Source organism: Acetobacter suratthaniensis (assembly GCF_017377745.1).
GTDB lineage: Bacteria > Pseudomonadota > Alphaproteobacteria > Acetobacterales > Acetobacteraceae > Acetobacter > Acetobacter suratthaniensis.
This window is the reverse complement of the sequence record NZ_JAFVMG010000051.1, coordinates 1-1,307: the sequence shown is the minus strand read 5'-3', so window position 1 is coordinate 1,307 and position 1,307 is coordinate 1. Positions and strand designations below refer to the sequence as shown.

The following is a 1,307-nucleotide window of genomic DNA, read 5'->3' as shown; positions in this document are numbered from 1 at the left end:
TATTTCTTTGCAATCGTCAGGATCCTAATTATCAATATTTTGTATGATTGATCCAATCCAAACGCCTGTTCTTGGCAGCTGCAGGTTCCTCTATAAGGAACAAGAGCAGATGGACGGCGCTCCGCTTCGTACTATCGAATTTACCGAAGTCGATATCCGACCGCGCCCCTATGAGGAACTCGAAAATGCGAAAGCCAATGTCAGGATCACAATCCCTCTTGAAATGTATAACGGACGGATCGTTGAGACTAACATTGAGGGTATCGATTCTAGCCAATTCGTCAATATTAGGTCGACTTTAATCAGCCCGTTTACTTCGAAAGCAATAGGGCTTGTACGAGGAGGCTGGTTGCCATCCTCGCTCGCTGCGAAGCAGAGAGACGCTGTGGTCCTACCCGATGGCCATATTGTCACAGAGATCGCCAGTCGTTTCGACTTCGATAAAAAGATTGAACACGCGCAAGATTTCCTTGATCTTTTCCAAGGTGCTCCGGTTCGTATTAATCCGCTACTGTTCGCGCTGGAGGGCAATAAACGCTCACTACCGCCCCCCGATATTGCACGTGCACAGCTAGAAGAAGCGGTCGTCAAGCTGCGCAAGGCGTTACCAGAAGCAGCAGTGATATTCGGACCAGATTCGGCCAGTAGCCTATTGAGGCTGATCGAAGATATTCGACCAGCTATGGCGCGTAAGCAGGCGTTCCTTTGCCGCGTCGGACCGACATTAGCCTCACCAGTGGCACACCGAAATATGGACAAGCGATGGAACGATATCCTCGCTACAGCGAAGGACTGCGGAGTTCCCCTGAACTCGTTCGTGGTTCTCGCTGCGCTTAGCACCCTCGTGAACACAAGAAAATCGGCCGCGAAAAGCCTCCTCAAATTCAGCCAATCCTATAGCAGCGCGGATGCCTACAACACGTTATCGGATTTGCAGTCACTCGATTTGCTTGTCAATTTTCTGGCCCTCTTTCCCGAGATACAAATGCAACTTTGTACAGCGGACCGCAATCTTGCTCTGTTCTGGGTGGGTAGTGGCGTCTCTGATATCGTCCGTGACAGTGAAGGTATTCGCTTCAAGTTAACGCCGCATCACGCACTCCTTCCAAAGCACTATGCTGAGCGGTGGGTGGCCGAACTATCCCTTGATACATGATATGCTTTTAGTGCGCATTCGTGTCTTGCTTCAGCAAGAGGGCGGATTGGATATGTTGACTCGCCGCAAGCAGCCAGGCCTCAATTCGCCACCGAGAGATGTAATGCTCGTGTCCGCTATGTGGAAAGCAATTTATAGACGCGTATGTCAA

Annotated in this window: 1 protein-coding gene; it reads left to right on the top strand. The window is 50.3% G+C overall.

The window, feature by feature from the left end:
• The first annotated feature begins 109 nt into the window (after positions 1-109).
• Entirely contained in the window at positions 110-1,156 is a 1,047-nt protein-coding gene (locus J2D75_RS14250; protein WP_207855450.1) for a hypothetical protein, read from the top strand.
• Positions 1,157-1,307: the final 151 nt, after the last annotated feature.